Consider the following 15,576-nt stretch of genomic DNA (forward strand, 5'->3'; position numbering starts at 1 on the left):
GGAGCCGTTGCCCACCCTTCGAGACGCGCGCCTTGCGCGCTCCTCAGGGTGAGGTCGTGGGCTTTCTAGGACTGGCTTCGACAGTGTTCAAATATATGATAAGTGTACTTTCCATACTTTCTGGATATGCCATTGGAACTGCGGCACCTCCGCTATTTCGTCGCTGTGGCGCATGAGGGTCATGTCACCCGCGCGGCCGAGAAGCTGCACATGCAGCAACCGCCGCTCAGCCAGCAGATCCGCGCGCTCGAGCGGGAGATCGGCGCGGCCCTGCTGCTGCGTCATCCGCGCGGCGTCAGCCTGACCGATGCCGGCCGCTCGTTCCTGGCCGATGCCGAGGCGATCCTCGCCGCCGTCGATCGCGCCACGGTGAAGGCGCGGCGCACGGCGCGTGGAGAGACCGGCCGCATCGCCGTGGGCTTCACGACCTCCGCCCCCTTCCATCCGCTGGTCGCGCGCGCCATCCGCGAGTTCCGCCGCGAGCGGCCCGACATTTCCTTCGTCCTGGAGGAGAACAGTTCGGGCGACCTGCTGGCCGCGCTGCACGACGAGCGGCTCGACATCGCCTTCATCCGCTCCGGACTCGTCGAGCCACAGGGCCTGCAGCTGTACGAGCTGCTGCACGAAGAGATGTCGGCCGCCCTGCCCGTGCGCCACCGCCTCGCGCGCCGGCCGAAGCTCACCCTCAAGGACCTCGCGACCGAGGACTTCATCCTCTATCGCCGGGCCGACGGGCGCGGCCTCTACGACGTCATCATCGCGGCCTGCAGCGCCGCGGGCTTCAGCCCCCATGTCAGCCAGGAAGCGCCCCGCATCGTCTCGACGCTCAATCTCGTGGCGGCCGGCCTTGGAATCACGATCGTGCCGGCATCGCTCAGCCGGCTGCCGCTGGAGGGTGTAACCTACCGCCCTCTCACCGGGCGGCCCGCGATCAAGGTGCCGCTCAACCTCGCCTGCCGGCGCGACGATCCCTCCGCCGCGACCCAGGCCTTCATCGAGAAGGTGCGCCACCTCGCATGAAACCGGTCAAGACCATCGGCCACTCCAACCATCCGATCGAACGCTTCGTGGCGCTCCTGAAGGCAGGCGGCGTCGAGCGGCTGGTCGACGTGCGCTCGACACCGTGGTCGCGCCGACATCCGCAGTTCGGCCAGAAGAACCTCGTCCGGTCTCTGGCCGAGGCCGGCATCACCTATATCCATGAAGGCGCTGCGCTCGGCGGTAAACCCGAGAGTGGCGGCAGCTACGACCAGCTCGCCGCGCGGCCCGAGTTCAAGGCCGCGCTCGATCGCGTGATCGATGGCGCGGCGGACACGGTGCTTTGCCTGATGTGCGCCGAGAAGGAACCGCTCGACTGTCATCGCACGGTGCTGGTGTCGCGCCGTCTCGCAGAGCGCGGCGTCGCGGTCGAGCACCTGTTGGCTGATGGCGGCGCGCGGCCCCACTATGAAGTCGAGGAAACATTGCTGGGCAAGGAAGCTGCCCCTGACCTGTTCGAGGATCGCGCCGCACGGCTTGCCCGCGCATGGCGCCGCCTCGAGGCGAAATGGGGCCGCGCCGGCGAAGGGGAATGAACGAGATGGACGTCCGCAGGATCGAGACCGCGCCCGGACTGGTGTTCGACGTGTCGGTGGCAGGCAATGACAGCGACACGCTGGTGTTGATGCTGCACGGCTTCGGTGTGTCGCGGCATTTCTGGAAGGCGCAGGTTCCGGTCCTGGGAGAGGCCGGCTACTTCGCGGTGGCGCCCAACCAGCGCGGCTACTCGGCCGGCGCCCGACCCGCCCCGGCCAATCTCGATTCCTACCGCTTCGACAGGCTGACCGGCGACGCGCTCGACCTGGCGGCGGCGGTCGGACACGGCGACAAGCGCTTCCATCTCGTCGGCCACGATTGGGGCGCGAGCCTCGCCTGGGCCATCGCCTTCCAGCATCCCGAACGGCTGCGTTCCCTCACCATCCTGTCGCGTCCGCATCCGATGTCGTTCGCGCGGGCGCTGGCGATGCCCGATGGCGAGCAGAAGCGGCGCTCCGGCCATCACCAGGCGTTCCTCGAACCCGATGCCGTGCCGAAGGTCCTGGCCGACGACTGCGCGTGGCTGCGCAAGCGACACGCCAAGGAAGGCGTGCCGAAGGAAGCCATCGACCTTCATCTATCCGTGCTCGGCAACGCGCCGGCGATGGAAGCGGCGCTGGCCTGGTATCGCGCCCGCGGCGAGCGGATGCTGCTCGGTCCGATCAGGGTCCCGACGCTCTATCTTTGGGGCGATGCAGATGACACTGTGGGCCGCGCGGCCGCGGAGGGGACGGCTGAGTTCATCGCCGCGCCCTATCGGTTCGAGGTGCTGCCCGGCGTCGGCCACTATGCCGCCGACCAGGTGCCGGCGCGGGTCAACGAACTCCTCCTGGATCATCTCCGCCGCCACGCGGAGTGATCCTCAGGGTTTGCACTCCAGCTTGGTCAGCCGCGGCGAGAAGGTGGGCAGCGCCGTCGATGCGCCGGCAGGCCAGGGGCGCGGCCAGGCCTTGTCGGCGAGCTTCTTCTCGACCAGCGGCACCAGCAGGTTGAACGCCGCCCAGCCGCGGATCCGCGTGCCGGCATAGGACGTGTGCACGGCATCGACGAACAGGTCCGGGTCGAACGGCGTGTTGCCCACGAGATCGATGAAGGCGATGCCGTGGACCGCCGCGTACTTGGCGAACAGCCGGTTCTGGAACTTCGCCAGCCGTTCCAGGTCGCGATAGCGGTACGGCCAGTTGGCGGCATTGAGCTGCTCGATGATGAACCGGTGCCGCACCGGATCGACGACCATGCCGTCCTTCACCATCCAGAAGAACGAGGTAAGCGCCATGTCGGCGCCGATCTTCCCGAGGTCGGACCGGATCTGGTCGAGGTCCTTCTGGATGACGTTCAGGTTCACCGGCAGGTTGGCGAAGTCGAGATCCGGGTTCATCTCGTCGAGCCCTTCGGGCCAGATGACCTTGTAGTCGGGCTTGGGCCACTCGGCGCCGCTGTTGTTGCCGGCGGTGGCCCCGGCCATGGCGAACGCCGCCTGGACGCGTCCGATCAGGGCGGAGTAGCGCGCGGCCTCCTTCAGCCACTTCACGGCGGCCGGCTCCTGCGCGCTTGACGGCCGGGTCACCGGATCCTGCGGCACCTTCTCGACGATCGAGGCCGGCCGGAACTGGTTGCCGCCCTCGTGATAGATGACGAGATCGGGCCTGAGCGGCAGCACCTCGGTGCGCACGACGGCCGCGATGTCGCTCGAGATGATGCTTTCGCGGCCGGCGTTCAGGACCTCGAACCGGATGCCCAGGCCCTTCGCTTTGGACCATACGTTCATCCAGTGACCGACATATTCAGGCCAGGAGTAGGGCAGATGGTGCGCCTCGACGACGGTGGAGGAGCCGACGAAGACGATGCGCACCGTCTTCTCGGGCCTCGGATTCTCGATCGGCGGCCCGCGCCAGCCGATCTGGTTGGTGGTCAGGCCACTCGGGATCGTGACGTCGGGGAGGAACCGGTAGGGTGGCCGCGGCTGGCCGTCCGGCGCGTCGTAGAGGAAGAGCTGGCCCGGCGCATACCGCAGGAACCAGTGCCGGCAGGGATCGCCGGAGAAACTGGTGTTCCAGACCTTGAAGGCGTCGGAGGGGCGAAACCGCATGCCGCCGACGGGATTGGCCTCGACGAAGCGATAGAGGCGTTCCCAGTCCTCGGGCACGTCACGCTTGTTGGGCAGCGGCGGCGGTCCGTCGAAAAACCAGGCGCGCTCGACGCCGGCAGCGCGCGGGACCTTGTCGACCGAATCCTGCTTCACGCTGGCCAGGCCCATCGGCTCACCGAGCGGCGTCAGCAGGATCGGGTAGCCGTCGATGTATCGAACGACGCCCTCGGCCACGACGGCGCTCACCGCGAGCGAAATCAGGACAAGAAGCGCGTCCTTGAGGAACCGCATTCTACTTGCAGCCCTTGCCTTCATCCCGGCACAGGCCGTCCAGCAGCTTGTTGAGCTCGGGCACCATCATCGTGGTGAAGGCCGCCATCGCAGCGCCGTTCGGATGCGGGTCCGGAACCGTCACCCACAGGCTCGCCGGGTCGAGGTTCTCGACCGTCGGCAGCATGTCGAAGAACGGCACGCCCAGCCCCTCGACATCGGCCTTCACCTTGGCGGTGACCTCGGGAAAGGGATAGGGCTTCAGCTCGCGCAGCTCGGGAATGTTGAACACGACGAGCCTGGCGCCCATCTCGCGCGCCGTCGTCGCGAAGCCCTGCAGGGCCTTGCGCGTCTGCCGCCAGCCGGCGGCGTCATCCTTGTAGAGTTCGCGATAATAGCGCTTCCAGTCGGGCGCCTCGCCGAACTGGCGCATCAGCGAATCGAGGCGATACTTGAAGACGACCCAGGCCGCCGAATGCTCGTCGAGCCACGAGGTCTGGCCATAGGTCGGCATCGGTTCGGCATCGTTGATGAAGTAGCTGAGCACGATGATGTCGGGCTTCATCTTTGCCGCGCTCTCGCGGAACAGCGTGAGTTCCTGCAGCGTGTTGTGATTGCCGACGCCGAGATTGTAGCTGTCGACCTTGCGGCCCTCGCCGACCAGCGCGGCCGTCACGCGGGCGGCGGCGGTCTCGTTCTGCGCGACACCCCATCCCAGGGTCGTCGAATCGCCGGCGAAGGCGATGCGCGCCACGCCCGGCGGCGCCTTCTCGGGGATCTCCGACGACCGGAAGCCGTGGCTGTCGGTCGTCACCCCGACGCCCATCAGCTGGGCCTGCGCATTGGGACGATGGCGATGCCCGAGATCGGGATTCATGTCCCGAACCTTCACGTCGCGTGCGTACCGCCACATCTCGAGTTCGTAGAGCATGCCGGTATCGAGGAAGAGCCGCGTCATTCCCTCGAGGCAGAGCGCACAAATGGCGGTGAGGACGACGACCAGAAGCGTATTCTTGAGAAAGTTCATAGACCTTGTCGCTCGAGCAGTTCATCCAAGAAAGCAGACGGACGTCGAAGCCCCGGACGGGGCGCGATGGCTGGGGCGCCAGGATTCGAACCTGGGAATGGAGGAATCAAAATCCTCTGCCTTACCGCTTGGCGACGCCCCAGCAGGCGCCCGTTCGGGCGGGCGGGAACATAGTGGGTTGGCGCCGGGGCGCAACCCCGCCTTCGTCAGGCTGCCTGGGCCGCCTTCTTCAGGGCGTCACCGTGCACGAAGGCGCCGTCCGCGTAGAGCAGCGGTGCGGCCGTGTCGTGCAGGGCCACGTCGACGATTTCGCCGATGTAGATCGTGTGCGTACCGGCCGAGAGTTCGGTGACGAGTTTGCAATCGAACGACACGGGACATCCTTTCAGCACCGGCGCGCCGGTGGTGAGCGTGGTCCACTCGCCCATGTCACGGAAGCGATCGTCGCCCTCGGTGCCGTCCATGCCGGCGAAGCGCTCGGCGAGCTTGCGGTGTTCGGGGCAGAGGATGTTGACGCAGAAGAAGCCGGCTTCGCCGATCGGGTCATGGGCGCTGGCCGATTTGTTGACGCAGACCAGGATCTGCGGGGGTTCGGCCGAAACCGAGCAGACCGCCGTGGCGGTGAGCCCGCCGCGCTGGTCCTGAACTTTGGTGGTGATGAGGGTTACGCTCGCCGCCAGGTGGCGCATGCCCTTCTTGAAGGCCGCCGCATCGATACTCATGGAATGATTCTAGGCCACGCCGGGCCGCTGCCGCCACTGCAAAGACGCCGTAACAGACGCCCCCAAACGGCGGGACCCACGGGTGAAATCCGGAGGACCGGGACCATCCCCCCGTCGCCCGGATGACATAAAACCTTCATCAGACTGTCTCTCTTTGCGGTTGCTCCCTCGCCGGGCGCCGCTACGGTCGAAAGGCAATGTCGGCTTCCGGGCAAAAACTCACCCCTGAAACGCCTCCCGGGGCGGCTCTTCGCATGATCGCAGCGTCATGCCGGGCCGATCTGGCGAAATACCGGGATATCGTCCTGCAGAGCCGGCGGCCGATCGGCATCCACCAGGCCCGCGTCGCGCTGCGCCGCCTGCGGGCCGCGTTCAGCGTATTTCGCCCTGCGGTCGACAATCCGGAGGTCCGCGCCCTGTCGGCCGAGGCCAAGTGGCTGGCCGGCGAGTGCGGTCCCGCACGCGACCTGCATGTTTTCCTGGCCGAAAGCGTGACCGACGTGCCACCGGTCGTGAAGCGGGTCGGTGCGCGGCTGGCGGCCAGCCACTTGGAGCGGGCCCGTGCCGCCCTCGGCAGCGCCCGCTATGAAGCCTTCGACCAGAGGCTCGCCGCCTTCGCCGCAGAGCGGGTCCCCTTGGGGGTCCCGGGCGAGTTGCGCCTCGACGAGTTCGGCCGTCACGTCCTCGATTCCCGCCATGGCAAGGTCGTCCGCCGCGGCCGGCTGTTCGCCCGCCTGAGCGAGGAGCAGCTCCACCAGCTGCGAATCGGCATCAAGAAGCTGCGCTACGCCGCGACTTACCTCAGCCCCGCCTTTGCCTCGCCCGCGGCCAAGCCCTATATCGAGGCAACGGTGCGCCTGCAGGGCGCGCTCGGCGCCTTGAACGATCGCGCGACGGCGGCTCGCATGCTGGCCGACATCGCGACGGCCTCCCGTCCCTCCGAGGACACGGCACTGCCGCTCAAGGTCCTCGCCAGGCAGGCGGCAAGCGGCGAGAAGCGCCGCCGCCGCAAGCTGGAGCGGGCCTGGAAGGAGTTCAGGAAGGTCGAGCGCTTCTGGCGGGCGTGATCCCCGAACACAGGATGTTTCGATGAGCGATCCGCAGAACGCTGCCGAGCAGCGCATTCCCGTCACCGTGCTGACGGGCTTCCTCGGCAGCGGCAAGACCACCCTGCTGAACAAGCTGCTGCGCCGGCCCGAGCTGGCGGACACGGCCGTGATCATCAACGAGTTCGGCGAGATCGGCCTCGACCACCTGCTGGTCGAGAAGTCCGACGACGAGGGCATGGTGACGCTGAATTCGGGCTGCCTGTGCTGCACGGTGCGCGGCGACCTGGTGCGCACCATGAGCGAGCTGTTCCTGAAGCGCTCGCGCGGCGAAGTCTCGCCGTTCAAGCGCATGGTGGTCGAGACCACGGGCCTCGCCGACCCCGCGCCCATCCTGCACACGCTGATGACCGACCCGCTTCTGGCGTCGCGCTACCGCCTCGACGGCGTCGTGACGACGGTGGACGGCGTGAACGGTGCGAGCACGCTCGACAATCACGAGGAGGCGGTGAAGCAGGCCGCGGTGGCCGACCGCCTGCTGCTCACCAAGGTCGACATCGCCGACGCGCCGAAGCTCGCGGACCTGAAGCATCGCCTGCAGCATCTCAATCCGGGCGCCCCCTTCCACGAGGTCGCGACGGGCGAGATCGATCCCAACCAGATCCTCAATGCCGGCCTCTACAATCCCGAGACCAAGAGCGCCGATGTGAAGAAGTGGCTGCAGGCGGAGGCCTATGAGGGCGGCCATGACCACGCGCATGGCCACCATCATCACGGGCATGGTCACGATCACGGCCATTCCCACGACCACGCCCATGGGCACGGCGAGCAGGATCCGCACGACGTCAACCGTCATGACGACCGCATCCGCTCCTTCTGCATGACCTTCGACGAGCCGATGAGCTGGTCGACGGTGGCCGCGGCGTTCGACGCGCTGGTGACCTATCGCGGCCCCGACCTGCTGCGCATGAAGGGCATCCTGAACGTCAAGGACACCGACAAGCCGGTAGTGATCCACGGCGTGCAGCACGTCTTCCACCCGCCGGCCACGCTCGACGCCTGGCCGGAAGGCGACGACCGCAAGAGCCGCGTCGTGTTCATCACGCGCGATATCGGCGAGAGCACCATCCGGAAGGTCTTCGCTTCCTTCTTCGATGCCGAGAAGAAGGGCTGGGGCAAGGACGCCGAGCAGGGCAAGGCACAATGAAGCTCGCCACGATCACCCACGGCGGCACCTCGAAGGCCGCGCTCGTCAGCCCGGACGGCAGGACCTTCTGGCCGCTCGAGGAGATGCTGGGGCGCGCCGTCCCCACCCTCGGAGCCGTCGTCGGTGAATTCGAAACGATCAGATCGAAGATCAAGCCTTCAGGCGCAGGCCTGCCGCTGTCGGCCGTGAAGATCGAGGCGCCGATCCCGCGTCCGCCGCGCAACGTGATGTGCGTCGGCAAGAACTACCACGAGCACGCGAGGGAGTTCACGCGCTCGGGCTTCGACAGCAGCGCCAGCTCGGCCGCCGACGCGATTCCGACGGCGCCGATCATCTTCACCAAGGCACCCGAGTGCGTGATCGCCGATGGCGCCGACATCCGCTATCCCGAGGGAGTCAGCGATTCCGTGGACTACGAGGCGGAGCTCGGCCTGGTCATCGGCAAGGGCGGACGCGGCATCGCCAAGGCCGATGCCTACGGCCACGTCTTCGGCTACACCATCATCAACGACGTGACGGCGCGCGACCTGCAGGGCAAGCACAAGCAGTGGTTCCTCGGCAAGTCGCTGGACACGTTCTGCCCGATGGGCCCGTGGCTGGTGACGTCCGACGAGGTCGATCCGGAAAACCTCGGCGTGAAGTGCTGGGTGAACGACGAGTTGCGCCAGGACGCCAACACGCGCGACCTCATCTTCGACATCCCGACCCTGATCGAGACGATCTCCGCCGGCATCACGCTGCAGCCGGGCGACGTCATCGCCACCGGCACGCCTGTCGGCGTCGGCATCGGCTTCACGCCGCCGAAGTTCCTGAAGCGCGGCGACCGCGTCACGATCGAGATCGACGGGCTGGGCCGGCTGTCGAACGCGGTGGCATAGCGCCGGCCCAACGCCGGAGGATCAGCCGCCCAGCAGGCCCATATCGAGCTTGAGCAGGGCGATCACACCCAGCACGGCAAAGGCCGCCGCCGCGAGCGAGCGCACGAGCGTGAGCGGCACCTTGCGTGAAAGCACGTCGCCGAACAGCACGGCGGGGACGTTGGCGATCATCATGCCGCACGTCGTGCCGGCGGTGACCGCGAACAGGTCGTTGAAACGTGCCGAGAGTGCTACCGTGGCGATCTGGGTCTTGTCGCCGATCTCCACCAGGAAGAAGGCGATGGCCGTGGCGATGAACGCGCCGGCGGCGCCGGCGACCTTCGGGCCTTCGTCTTCCTTGTCCGGAATCAGGCACCACACGGCCATCGCAAGGAACAGGATGCCCAGGATCCAGCGCATCGCGTCGGGACCCAGCCAGGCGGCAACGGCAGCGCCGGCCCAGGCGGCGAGCGCGTGGTTCGCCAGGGTCGCGACCAGGATTCCCAGGATGATGGGAACCGGCCGGCGATAGCGGGTGGCGAGGATCATGGCCAGGAGTTGCGTCTTGTCCCCGATCTCGGCGACGGCAACGAGTCCTGTTGAAACGAAGAAGGCTTCCACGGCGGATACACATAGCGGGACCGAGCACGAACCTGTGGCTCCCGGCACCGCCCGATCCCGCGGGTGAAGATGCTGGAAAGCCAAAGGTCTCGCCAAGCGCGGTCCATTGCGGACCGTCGGTCGCCGGATGGGCCATGGTTCCCGAAGGACCCAAGTCTGTTGACACATCCGCCTCTGGGGTGAGGCCGGCTACTCCCCGATGACGGGATGCTGATAGCCCCCCGCCTCGACCGTCGCAAGGCCCGGAACGTCGCGGGTTGCAGCGAACGCCTTGCGACGCAGGCTGGCGCGGCGGGCACGGTGCACTAGAGTTGGCGGACTCGCTCGAGGTACCGGATGCCGTCTCTGTCCAAGCGTCGCCTGCTCGCTCTCTCGCTGTCCGCCCTGCCGCTTGCGCGCGCTGCCCGCGCCCAGGCCTGGCCCGATCGTCCCATTCGGGTCGTCGTACCATTCCCGGCCGGTGCCGGCGTGCTCGACATCATGGCGCGGCTGCTGGCGCAGCATCTCGGTCCCGCCTTCGGCCAGCCGATCGTGATCGACAACCGCCCCGGCGCCGGCGGCACGATCGGCGCCGACGTCGTCGCGAAGGCACCGGCCGACGGCTACACCGTTCTGATGGGCAACCCGTCGCTGGTGGTGAATCCGTTCCTGATGGCGAAGATGCCCTACGACCCGATGACGGATTTCATCCCGCTCACCCTGGTCAACACGGCGCCGCTGCTGCTGGTCGCGCATCCCTCGCTGCCGGCCAACTCGGTGACGGAACTCATCACGCTGGCGCGAGCGAGGCCCGCGCAGCTCAACTACGGCTCGGGTGGCGTCGGCAGCACGCCGTTCCTCGCCACTGAACTCTTTCGGTCGATGGCCAACATCGACGTGACGCACGTGCCCTATCGCGGCGGTGCGCCGGCGCTGGCCGACCTCGTCAGCGGGCAGTTGAGCTTCATGATCGAGAACATGCCGGGCACCCTGCCGCTGGTGAAGTCGGGCAAGCTGAAAGCGCTGGGCGTGACGACGGATCATCGTGCGGCGCTCGCACAGGAGATTCCCACTATCGCCGAGTCCGGCGTGCCGGGCTACGAGGTGGTGGGCTGGAACGGCCTGTTCCTCGTGAAGGACACGCCGCCCGCCATCGCCGGCAGGATCTACGACGAGGTCGCCAAGGCGCTCCGTAGCGCCGACGTGAAGACGCAGATGGCGGCGCTGGGCGCCGAGCCCGGGGGCAACACGCCCGCCGAGTTCACCGCCTTCGTGCGCGCCGAGTCCGCGCGCTGGGGCAGGATCATCCAGGACAAGGGCATCAGGCCCGAATAGGCTGACGCGTCAGGGATGCGGGCCCCAGGGCGCCGCGTTCAACAGCTTCACTTCCTGGCTCATCACTAGGGGACGGAACTTGACCGCGAAGCCGTCCATGAAGGCGGGGTCGGCGAAGACTGCGACCCAGTGACGGCGCCGATGGGCATCGTCGTCGAACTTCCAGAGATGGACGATCTGGTTGATGGTGCCCGTGTCGCCCTGGAAATAGCCGACGAGGTTCCTCGCATGGCCGCCCTTGTCGAGCGCCGGAAAGCCGTAATCCTGATAGAGCTTCACGGCTTCGCCCATCTTGCCGACATAGAGCGTGTAGGTCCTGAGTTCGTACAGCGCCATTTCCACCTCCCCTGATGATTCGATCCGTCAGCATGGCAAGAGCGTGCGCCACGATCTAGGCTGATCCCCATGCCAAGCCCTCTCGAAGCCATCAGCACGTACTTCCACGCCAAGGACGGCAACCGCCCGTTCCTGATGCGCCACGCCTTCGCCCAAGACGCCCGGCTGGAAATGGTGGTGAAGACCGACGCCATTTCCTTCCCCAGCACCGCCAACGGATTGCCCGAGCTCGAGGAAATCCTCGTTCGACGCTTCGCGACGGCTTTCGAGAATGTCTACACTTTCGGCCTGAGGCAGCCGACGCCGTCCGATCAACGCCGTTTCACCTGCCCGTGGCTCGTCGCCATGTCGGCCAGAAGCGACGGCGGGCTTCGTGTCGGCAGCGGACTCTACGACTGGCAATTCTCGTCTGACGCCAATTGTCTGGTCGAGAAACTGGTCATCACCATCGACGTGATGGAAGTCCTGCCGGCCCGCGAACTCGCCAGCATCATGGGCTGGATCACCGCCCTGCCCTATCCCTGGTGCCGCCCCGGCGAGGTCGTGCAGGACATGCCGCGTCTCGAGAAGCTGGCGCCCGTCGAGCGCTACCTCAAGGACCTCGGCTGACTATGTCTCTTCAAGCGCCGATCGCGTGGCGGGCCAGCTTCGTGTCGACCACGTCGTCGAAGGCAATGTCGCGCGACAGGATTCCCGACGAACGCATCGCGGCGTGCAACCGGTCATAGCCTTCGCGGTGGATGACCGGATCGCGGCCCCATAGCTGGAGCGTGCGATAGCGATCGATGCAGGCGGCGAACAGGTCGCGCGGAACGTCAGGAAAGAACGACTGCACGACGTCGACGATCTCGAGGGACGGCGCCGTGGCAAACCATTTCAGGGTGGCATCCATGCCGCGGATCATGCGCGCGAGGTCGTCGGCGCGGTCGCCCAGCAGGGCGCGCCGGGTCACCAGGGTCGTATAGGCGGTGAGGCCGCGATCGGCGGCGGCGTTCCAGATGGTGCCGGCGCCCGTGGAAACGAGGTTCTCGGCGTAGGGTTGGAAGACCTGCACGGCATCGACCTTGCCTTCGCGCAAGGCCGTCTCGTTTTCGCCCATGCTCTGGTCGGTGATCCGGTCGACCTTCGCGGGATCGAGACCGGCGCGCCGCAGGTCGTCCTGCAGGCAGACCCACGGCGTCGGCACCTCGGAAACCGTCGCCAGCTTGACCGACAGGAGATCGGCGAACCTGAAATCCGGGCGCGGCCTTGTCCCCACGATGAAGAAGGGATCGCGCGCCACCACGTCGCAGAAACAGACCAGATCCGAAGCCGGATCCTTGTCGCGCGCGATCATGACCCTGAGCGGCCCACCCCACATCACGTCGACCTCGCCGGCGCGCAGCGCTCGCGCAGCTTCCAGCGGATCGGACGAGGGCCGCAGCTCGACCTCGACGCCGGCCCGTTTGAAGGCACCGCTGGCATGGGCGGCATAGAAGGGCGCGTAGAACAATGCGCGGAAATTCTCGGACAGGACGATCGCCATGCACCGATCGTAACACAGCCCCACCTCCCGCCGCAGGGCCCAGCGTGCTAGGCCTTGGCCATGGCGAAATCCAAGGCTCCCGCGACGACCCCGGCAGACGGCGAGAACAAGCCGATCCGTCACCTCTACCTGATCGACGGCTCGGGCTATCTGTTCCGCGCCTACCATGCCCTGCCGCCGATGAACCGGCCCGACGGGACGCCGATCAATGCCGTGTTCGGCTTCTGCCGCATGCTGGTGGCCGATCTTCTGGACAACCCCGAGATCGACCACATCGCCATGATCCTGGACGCCGGCAGCGTCACCTTCCGCAACAAGATCTACGACAAGTACAAGGCCAATCGGCCCGAACCGCCCGAAGACCTGATCCCGCAGTTCCCGCTGATCCGCGAGGCCGCCCGCGCCTTCAACGTCACGGTATGCGAACTCGAAGGCTTCGAGGCCGACGACCTGATCGCGACCTACGCCCGCATGGCGCTGGAAGCCGGCGGCACCTGCACCATTGTCTCCTCCGACAAGGACCTGATGCAGCTGGTGCGGCCGGGCGTCGAGCTGATGGATCCGATCAAGAAGATCAAGCTCGGGCCCGAAGCGGTGTTCGAGAAGTTCGGCGTCACCCCGGACAAGGTCGTCGACGTGCAGGCGCTGGCGGGCGATTCGACCGACAACGTGCCAGGCGCGCCGGGCATCGGCATCAAGACCGCAGCACAGCTGATCAACGAGTACGGTTCCCTCGAAACGCTGCTCGAGCGCACCAAGGAGATCAAGCAGCCCAAGCGACGCGAATCGCTGGAGAACAATGCCGAGTTGATCCGCATCTCCAAGCAGCTGGTGTCGTTGCGCGACGACGTGCCGGCGCCGGCCGATCCCGATTCCTTCGACAAGCGCCGGCCCGATCCCAACGTGCTGCTGCCGTGGCTCGAACAGCAGGGCTTCCGGACATTGCTGCAGCGATTCACGAGCGAACTGGGTGCCGCGACCGCTCCGGTGACGCCGGCCTCCGCGCCAGCACCGGCGAAGAAGGCCGAGCCGACGCCGGCGCCTGCCGCCTCTTCGTCGAAGAAGCCCAATCGCGACTTCACGACCGCCGACTACGAGCTGATCCAGGACGAGAAGCTGCTCGACGAATGGATCGCCGAGGCGACGAAGGCGGGCACGGTGGCATTCGACTGCGAGACCGATGGGCTCGATTCCAACAATGCCGGTCTGGTCGGTGTTTCGCTGGCTTTGCTGGAAGGTCCCTGGGGCGACGTCGACTCGAGGCGCCGCCGCGCGGCCTATATGCCACTGATGCATCGTGTCCCCGGCGCCGCCGTGCAGGGGGCGCTCGATCTTCTGGGCGACGGCGGCGCCCAGGATGCCGGCAAGCTGCTGGAGGGGCAGATTCCGCTCGACGTCGCGATCGCCAAGCTGAAGCCACTGCTGGAAGACCCGGCGGTTCTGAAGGTCGGCCAGAACATCAAGTACGACATGGCGGTGTTCCGTCGGCATGGGATCGAAATCGGCCCGGTCGACGACACGATGCTGATCTCCTTCGTCCTCGACGCCGGCAAGAACAACCACGGCATGGACGAGCTGGCCGAGCTGCATCTCGGCCAGAAGACCATCAAGTTCTCCGACGTGGCCGGCAGCGGAGCCAAGCAGGTGACCTTCGACAAGGTGCCGCTCGACAAGGCGCGCGACTACGCCGCCGAGGATGCCGACGTCACCATGCAGCTTTGGGCGCGCCTCAAGCCGCGGCTGGTCCCGGAGCGCGTCACCTCGATGTACGAGACGATCGAGCGGCCGCTGATCCCGGTCCTGCTGTCGATGGAGAGCGCCGGCATCAAGGTCGATGCGCTGAAGCTCAAGGGGCTGAGCGCCGATTTCGAGAAGCGGCTGGCCGAGCTCGAAGGCGAGATCCACAAGATCGCCGGTCGCGAGTTCAACGTCGGCTCGCCCAAGCAGCTGGGCGAGATCCTGTTCGACGAACAGAAGTTGCCTGGCGGCAAGCGCAACAAGAACGGCTCGTGGGCGACCGACGCCTCGGTACTGGAAGACCTCGCGGCGCAGGGCCATCCGCTGCCGGTGAAGATCCTGGAGCACCGCCAGCTCGCCAAGCTCAAGGGCACCTACACAGATGCGCTGGTGCGCCAGGTCGATCCGAAGACAGGCCGCGTCCACACCTCCTATCACATGACCGGCGCCGCGACCGGCCGCCTCGCCTCGACCGATCCCAACCTGCAGAACATCCCGGTGCGCAGCGAGGAAGGCCGCAAGATCCGCCAGGCCTTCATCGCCGAGACAGGCTACAAGCTCTTGAGCGCCGACTATTCGCAGATCGAGCTGCGCCTGCTGGCGCACGTCGCCGACATTCCCGCGCTGAAGGAAGCCTTCGCGCGCGGCGACGACATCCATGCCATCACCGCGAGCGAGATGTTCGGCGTGCCGGTGAAGGGCATGGACCCGCTGATGCGCCGCCGCGCCAAGGCGATCAATTTCGGGATCATCTACGGCATCTCGGCCTTCGGCCTCGCCAACCAGCTGGGCATCGGCCAGCAGGAGGCCAAGGAGTACATCGCCAAGTATTTCCAGCGCTATCCCGGCATCCGCGACTACATGGAGCGGACCAAGGATTTCGCACGCAAGCACGGCTACGTGCTGACACCGTTCGGCCGCAAGATCCATCTGCGCTTCATCCACGACAAGAGCCAGGGCATGCGCGCCTTCGCCGAACGCGCTGCAATCAACGCCCCGCTGCAGGGCGGCGGCGCCGACATCATCAAGCGCGCCATGATCCGCCTCCCGGGCGCGCTCACGGCGGCCAACCTCAAGGCGAGGATGCTCCTGCAGGTCCACGACGAACTGCTGTTCGAGGTGCCGGAGAAGGAGCTCGACAAGACCAGGGACGTGACCCGCAAGATCATGGAAGGCGCCGCCTCGCTCACGGTGCCGCTGGTCGTCGACACCGGAGTCGGCGACAACTGGGCGGCGGCGCACTAGGAGCG

General features: G+C 66.8%; 15 protein-coding genes, 1 tRNA gene and 1 riboswitch. Of the genes, 9 read left to right on the top strand and 7 right to left on the bottom strand.

Going from position 1 to position 15,576, the window contains the following annotated elements; translation table 11 throughout:
- The first annotated feature begins 126 nt into the window (after positions 1-126).
- Genes Q0Q48_RS00825 through Q0Q48_RS00835 form a run of 3 tightly spaced genes read left to right on the top strand, consistent with a single transcriptional unit; the run spans position 127 to position 2,434 of the window.
- The gene (locus tag Q0Q48_RS00825) at positions 127-1,020 is read left to right on the top strand and encodes a LysR family transcriptional regulator (RefSeq protein WP_295132397.1); all 894 of its coding nucleotides are present in this window, start codon (positions 127-129) and stop codon (positions 1,018-1,020) included.
- Complete coding sequence (locus tag Q0Q48_RS00830; protein WP_295132401.1) at positions 1,017-1,574, top strand: DUF488 family protein; 558 nt, start codon at positions 1,017-1,019, stop codon at positions 1,572-1,574. Before Q0Q48_RS00825 ends, Q0Q48_RS00830 begins: the two co-directional genes overlap by 4 nt.
- Positions 1,571-2,434 carry an alpha/beta hydrolase gene (locus tag Q0Q48_RS00835; RefSeq protein WP_295132403.1) on the top strand — a complete coding sequence of 288 codons (864 nt, stop codon included), beginning with the start codon at positions 1,571-1,573 and terminating at the stop codon, positions 2,432-2,434. The genes Q0Q48_RS00830 and Q0Q48_RS00835 overlap by 4 nt, the downstream gene beginning before the upstream one ends.
- Positions 2,435-2,437: 3 nt before the next feature.
- Here the strand turns inward: Q0Q48_RS00835 and Q0Q48_RS00840 are convergent, their stop codons facing one another.
- The 4 genes from Q0Q48_RS00840 to Q0Q48_RS00855 form a co-directional block, all read right to left on the bottom strand.
- A complete protein-coding gene (locus Q0Q48_RS00840; protein WP_295132406.1) occupies positions 2,438-3,955 on the bottom strand; it encodes a hypothetical protein in 1,518 nt (505 codons plus the stop codon).
- A 1-nt stretch (position 3,956) separates the two neighbouring features.
- On the bottom strand, positions 3,957-4,961 hold the full coding sequence (locus tag Q0Q48_RS00845; protein ID WP_295132409.1) for an SGNH/GDSL hydrolase family protein: 1,005 nt from the start codon (positions 4,959-4,961) through the stop codon (positions 3,957-3,959).
- 67 nt (positions 4,962-5,028) lie between these two features.
- Positions 5,029-5,103 (bottom strand) — tRNA-Gln (locus tag Q0Q48_RS00850).
- A gap of 64 nt (positions 5,104-5,167) precedes the next feature.
- Positions 5,168-5,683, bottom strand: a complete 516-nt coding sequence (locus Q0Q48_RS00855; RefSeq protein WP_295132412.1) for a flavin reductase family protein — start codon at positions 5,681-5,683, stop codon at positions 5,168-5,170.
- A 254-nt stretch (positions 5,684-5,937) separates the two neighbouring features.
- On the opposite strand from Q0Q48_RS00855, the gene Q0Q48_RS00860 reads away from it, so the two are divergent.
- The 3 genes from Q0Q48_RS00860 to Q0Q48_RS00870 are packed head-to-tail and all read left to right on the top strand — an operon-like array spanning position 5,938 to position 8,814.
- Positions 5,938-6,750: a CHAD domain-containing protein gene (locus Q0Q48_RS00860; protein WP_295132415.1), complete on the top strand. Its 813-nt coding sequence runs from the start codon at positions 5,938-5,940 to the stop codon at positions 6,748-6,750.
- 22 nt (positions 6,751-6,772) lie between these two features.
- The gene (locus Q0Q48_RS00865; protein ID WP_295132418.1) at positions 6,773-7,936 is read left to right on the top strand and encodes a GTP-binding protein; all 1,164 of its coding nucleotides are present in this window, start codon (positions 6,773-6,775) and stop codon (positions 7,934-7,936) included.
- Positions 7,933-8,814 (top strand): fumarylacetoacetate hydrolase family protein, encoded by an 882-nt coding sequence (locus Q0Q48_RS00870; RefSeq protein ID WP_295132421.1) that lies wholly within the window; start codon positions 7,933-7,935, stop codon positions 8,812-8,814. The genes Q0Q48_RS00865 and Q0Q48_RS00870 overlap by 4 nt, the downstream gene beginning before the upstream one ends.
- Before the next feature lie 21 nt (positions 8,815-8,835).
- Here the strand turns inward: Q0Q48_RS00870 and Q0Q48_RS00875 are convergent, their stop codons facing one another.
- Positions 8,836-9,414, bottom strand: a complete 579-nt coding sequence (locus Q0Q48_RS00875) for a TMEM165/GDT1 family protein (protein ID WP_295132423.1) — start codon at positions 9,412-9,414, stop codon at positions 8,836-8,838.
- Positions 9,406-9,624: riboswitch (yybP-ykoY riboswitch) on the bottom strand. It overlaps the preceding gene by 9 nt.
- A 126-nt stretch (positions 9,625-9,750) precedes the next feature.
- Here Q0Q48_RS00875 and Q0Q48_RS00880 point away from each other — a divergent pair.
- Positions 9,751-10,728 (top strand): tripartite tricarboxylate transporter substrate binding protein, encoded by a 978-nt coding sequence (locus Q0Q48_RS00880; protein ID WP_295132427.1) that lies wholly within the window; start codon positions 9,751-9,753, stop codon positions 10,726-10,728.
- A gap of 9 nt (positions 10,729-10,737) precedes the next feature.
- On the opposite strand, the gene Q0Q48_RS00885 is transcribed toward Q0Q48_RS00880, so the two are convergent.
- On the bottom strand, positions 10,738-11,064 hold the full coding sequence (locus Q0Q48_RS00885) for an NIPSNAP family protein (protein WP_295132430.1): 327 nt from the start codon (positions 11,062-11,064) through the stop codon (positions 10,738-10,740).
- Positions 11,065-11,133: 69 nt separating this feature from the next.
- On the opposite strand from Q0Q48_RS00885, the gene Q0Q48_RS00890 reads away from it, so the two are divergent.
- Positions 11,134-11,673, top strand: coding sequence for a hypothetical protein (locus tag Q0Q48_RS00890; protein WP_295132432.1), 540 nt, complete (start codon positions 11,134-11,136; stop codon positions 11,671-11,673).
- 10 nt (positions 11,674-11,683) lie between these two features.
- Here the strand turns inward: Q0Q48_RS00890 and Q0Q48_RS00895 are convergent, their stop codons facing one another.
- Positions 11,684-12,589 carry an ABC transporter substrate-binding protein gene (locus Q0Q48_RS00895; RefSeq protein WP_295132435.1) on the bottom strand — a complete coding sequence of 302 codons (906 nt, stop codon included), beginning with the start codon at positions 12,587-12,589 and terminating at the stop codon, positions 11,684-11,686.
- Positions 12,590-12,649: 60 nt separating this feature from the next.
- Between Q0Q48_RS00895 and polA the strand changes: the two genes are divergently transcribed.
- On the top strand, positions 12,650-15,571 hold the full coding sequence (gene polA / locus Q0Q48_RS00900) for a DNA polymerase I (protein ID WP_295132438.1): 2,922 nt from the start codon (positions 12,650-12,652) through the stop codon (positions 15,569-15,571).
- The last annotated feature ends 5 nt before the right edge of the window (positions 15,572-15,576 follow it).

The sequence above is a fragment of the uncultured Reyranella sp. genome (assembly GCF_945957355.1).
Taxonomy (GTDB): Bacteria; Pseudomonadota; Alphaproteobacteria; order Reyranellales; family Reyranellaceae; genus Reyranella.